The organism is Paraconexibacter sp. (assembly GCF_041602235.1).
Taxonomy (GTDB): Bacteria; Actinomycetota; Thermoleophilia; order Solirubrobacterales; family Solirubrobacteraceae; genus Paraconexibacter.
In genome coordinates this window covers 1-4,334 of sequence record NZ_JBFIGP010000306.1, presented here as the reverse complement: position 1 = coordinate 4,334, position 4,334 = coordinate 1, and the positions used below count along the sequence as shown (strand labels likewise).

The window sequence follows — 4,334 nt, the reverse complement described above, 5'->3', positions numbered from 1 at the left end:
CCTCATCTTCATCGACGTCCCCAAGGACCTCGTGGCGGAGGAGCAGCGCGAGGCGGTCAACGAGCTGCGGCGTGCCGTCGACGACGCCAAGGTCGGCGAGGAGGGCTTCATGACCGCGCTGCGGCTGGGCGGAAGCGCGATCGGGGAGCTCAACCGGATCGTGTTCCGGCCACCGCCGGCCGAAGACTGACAGCGAGCGCGCCCGGGTATACGATGACCGGGCGCAGCCGGACCGGTCCGGCTCTGGACGGATGTCGTAGTGGCCGGTGCAAGCTGGCGCGCCGATGATGTATCGCGGAAGGGGGCTTTCCGAACGACGGAACCCCTTTGACCGCCTCCACCCCCACCTCCCTTCTTCAGCACTCGCCCCTCCCGGCGGGAGCCGGGCCGCAGGAGACTCCGCCGTGGGCGCGGACCGCCGCCGAGGCGTGCTCGACCTTCGTCGTCGTTCTCGGGGTCGCGGTGCTGCTCGCGTGGGTGGTGGGCGTCGTCGAGGTGCCGCGTGTGGTCCCAGGCCTTCCCGCCATGGTGCCGCTCACGGCGGCGGGCCTCGTGCTCGCCGCGGGCGGCATCCGCGCCCTCACCCGAGGGCACCGCGGCCGGCTGGTCCTGGCGGCGGGGGCCGCCGCGGTGCTGATCGGCGTGCTCGTCACCTTCGAGTACGTCTCGGGGATCTCGCTCGGGATCGACGGCTGGCTGCCGCACGCCGGCTCGATCGACCATCCGCTGCGTCCCTCGCCGCACAGCGCCGCGGCGCTCATCCTCCTGGGCGCGACCGTGGTCGCCCTGGTCCGGGACGGCGGCACCTTCGGCCCATGGTCGCTGGGCCTGACCCTGGCGGGAGCCTTCGTCGTGCTGCTGGGGGACCTGGGGTACCTCTACGGCGTCGACGAGCTGTACGGACTGTCGGCGGTGACCGGGATGGCACCGCACACCGCGCTCGCCTCGTCGATGCTGGTCGCCGCGTTGCTGCTGCTGCGTGCGCACCGCGCCCCGCTGGTGTGGTTCTCCCGGCCGGGTGTGGACGGCGTGATGGCCCGGCGCCTGCTGCCCGTCGCCCTGCTCGGGCCGGCGGTGATCGGCGGGCTGCGCCTGGTCGGTGAGGTCCTGGGCCTCTACGACGGCCGGTTCGGACTCGCCCTGTTCGCCACGATGATGACCGTGGCGCTGCTGGCGGTGGTCTCCGCGGCCGTCCTCGCCGCCGGGCGCATCGACCGGGCGCGGGTGGCGGCCGAACGCGAGACGCACCGCCACCACGCCATCCTGAACGGCATCGTCGAGAACTCGCCGGCCGCGATCTGCCTGCGTGACGCCGAGGACCGGTTCCTGTTCGTCAACGAGCCGGCGGCTGCGCAGTTCGGCCTCGCCCGCGACGACATGCTGGGGCGGACCGTCGACGACGTCCTGTCCGGATCGGCAGCGCTGCGTGACCTGGACGAGGGGACCGTCCGGGCCGGCGGAGCGCCCATCCTCCACGAGGAGCGCGTCGAGCACCCGGACGGCACGGAGCACACGATGCTGGCCAGCCGCTTCGGCGTCCACGACGACCAGGGCGACCTCGTCGGCATCGGGGGCATCACGGTGGACATCAGCGACGTCAAGCGGGCGCAGCAGCACGCCCGGCTCGCGGAGGAGCGCTTCCGCCTGGCGTTCGACGGTTCGCCGCTCGGCATGGTGCTGATGTCGATCGAGGGCGAGGTGCTGCGGATCAACGCGGCGATGTGCGCGATCACCGGCTACTCGGAGGAGCAGCTGCTCGGGACCTCCTGGCAGTCGATCATCCATCCCGACGATCTCGGGCCGATGCGTCAGACCGCGGAGAGCGTGCTCTCCGGCCAGCTCGCCTCGGCCCACACGGAGCACCGGTTCCTGCGCGGGACCGCTCGCGAGCCGGCGTGGGTCTCGACCCACGTGACCCTGCTGCGCAACGCCGACGGCGAGCCGCTCCACTTCCTGGCGCAGAGCCAGGACATCTCCGACAAGCGACGGTACGAGCAGCGGCTGCGGCATCTCGCGGACCACGACCCGCTGACCGGCCTCTACAACCGGCGGTACTTCGCCGACCAGATCGAGCGTCAGCACGCCCACGTCGAACGCTACGGGCCTGCGGGCGCGCTCCTGGTGCTCGACCTCGACCACTTCAAGGTCGTCAACGACTCGGTCGGGCACAACGCCGGCGACGAGCTGATCGTCTCCGTCGCGGGCATCCTGTCCAACAGGCTGCGGACGTCGGACACCGTGGCGCGGCTCGGCGGCGACGAGTTCGCCGTCCTCCTGCCCGACGCCACGCGCGAGGAGGCCGAGCACGTCGCGACCTCGCTCGGCGACGCGATCAGGAGGTCGGCCAGCGTGCTCAGCGGCGCCCGGCCCCGCACGATCACCGCCAGCTTCGGGGTCGCGATGTTCGACGGCGCCGCGACGTGCGGGGAGGACGTCCTGGTCAACGCCGATCTCGCGATGTACGACGCGAAGGAGGCCGGGCGCGACCGGCTCGCGCACTTCGCGTCGGCGCGGTACGCGCAGGCCCGGACCAAGGCACGCGTCGCCTGGGTGGACCGGATCGTGCATGCCCTCGAGGAGGACCGCTTCACCCTGCACGCCCAGCCGATCCTCGATCTGCGCACCAACGAGGTGACCCAGTACGAACTGCTGCTGCGCATGGTCGACGAGCGCGGGGCGGAGGTGCCGCCCGCGGCGTTCCTGTACGTCGCGGAACGCTTCGACATCGTCGACCGCCTCGACCTCTGGGTGATCGAGCGGGCCTTCACGATCGCGTCCGAGGTCCGTGTCGCCGAGCGGCCGCTCACGTTCGAGATCAACCTCTCGGGCAAGACCCTCATCGACCCCGAGCTCGCCGACAAGATCCAGGACGCGCTGCGCCGCCACGACGTCGCGCCGGAGACCATCATCTTCGAGATCACCGAGACGGCGGCCGTGGCGAACATCCACCACGCACGGAGGTTCGCGGAACGGCTCGGCGACGTGGGCTGCCGTTTCGCGCTGGACGACTTCGGTGCCGGGTTCGGGTCCTTCTACTACCTCAAGCACCTGCCGTTCGACTACCTGAAGATCGACGGGGAGTTCGTGTCCAACTGCCTGAACTCCCGCACCGACCAGCTCGTGATCGACGCGGTCGTCCGGATCGCTCAAGGGCTCGGCAAGGAGACGATCGCCGAGTTCGTGGAGGACGACCGCACGCGGCGCTACCTCGCCCGTGCCGGAGTGGACTTCGCCCAGGGCTTCGAGCTCGGCCGGCCCGCACCGGTGCCGGAGGCCTTCGGGACCCACGGGCTCACCACCGGATGAGGCGTCCCGCCCGCTGGCACGGTCGCCGGTCGCGGCCCGCCGGCGCCGGTCGGACCGTCCGGCGTCAGGACGCGACGCCCGCGCCGGCCTCGCCGAGTCCCGCGTGGTAGGTGGCGGGGCGCAGGTCGGCGAGATGGCTGATGACCGAACGCGTCTCGGCGATATCGGCCCGCGCCACGTCGGCGACCGCGACACCGCCCGCGCTCGTGGTCTGCGCGAGCACCAGGCCGTGGGGGCCGACCACCCGGGCCTTGCCGAGGTACCGCAGCGCGCCCTGCCGTCCGGCCAGGTTCGCCGAGACGAAGACCACCTGGTTCTCGGCCGCCCGGGCGACGTCCAGCGCGTCGTAGGTGACCATCTGGCGGTCCTGCTCGAGGTCGGGCGCCGGGTGCAGGCGGTCCGCGGGCCAGGCGGCCGGGCACACGAGCACCTCGGCTCCGTCGTGCGCGAGGGTCCGTGCCGCCTCCGGGAAGCACTTGTCGTAGCAGAGCAGCATGCCGATCCGCCCGAGCGGCGTGTCGAACGCCGCGAACCGGTCGCCCGCGGTGAAGATGAACCGCTCGGTCGGCGGCAGGTGGACCTTGCGGTGCAGTCCGTGCACCCCGGCCCCGCTGACGCAGATCGCCGAGCTGTACCGGGTCCCGTCCGCGCCACGCTCGGTGAAGCCGGCCACCACGACGACGTCTCCGGCCAGGTCGGCCAGGCGCTCGATCTCCGCGCCGTACGGGTCGAGGGTGGGGCCGACCTCGGGAGCGAAGTCGTCGTCGATGCCCGGCTCGGTGACGTAGCCGCCGAGCGCGCATTCCGGGAGCACGAGCAGCCGTACGCCGCGGGGACGGAGGTCGTCGATGAGCCGGCCGACCTCGTCGATCGTGGCGTGCACGTCCCTCCCGAACGGGGCGGCGACCGCGGCGACGGCGAAGGACGACGGAAACATCGCGGCGGAACTACACACGAAGACCCCCTGCGGGTACAGGGCCACGTGGTCGAAGTCGCCTGACCCCCGGTCCGACTCGGCGGATGTACGG

Annotated in this window: 3 protein-coding genes; 2 read left to right on the top strand and 1 reads right to left on the bottom strand. The window is 72.2% G+C overall.

Going from position 1 to position 4,334, the window contains the following annotated elements; all coding sequences use genetic code 11:
- Positions 1-190 (top strand): hypothetical protein (locus ABYE80_RS17655; protein WP_372791621.1); only part of this gene is annotated, 190 nt, incomplete at its 5' end.
- A gap of 137 nt (positions 191-327) precedes the next feature.
- Positions 328-3,306, top strand: a complete 2,979-nt coding sequence (locus ABYE80_RS17650) for an EAL domain-containing protein (RefSeq protein WP_372791620.1) — start codon at positions 328-330, stop codon at positions 3,304-3,306.
- Positions 3,307-3,370: 64 nt separating this feature from the next.
- Here ABYE80_RS17650 and ABYE80_RS17645 read toward each other — a convergent pair whose 3' ends face one another.
- A complete protein-coding gene (locus ABYE80_RS17645) occupies positions 3,371-4,243 on the bottom strand; it encodes a carbon-nitrogen hydrolase family protein (RefSeq protein ID WP_372791622.1) in 873 nt (290 codons plus the stop codon).
- Positions 4,244-4,334: the final 91 nt, after the last annotated feature.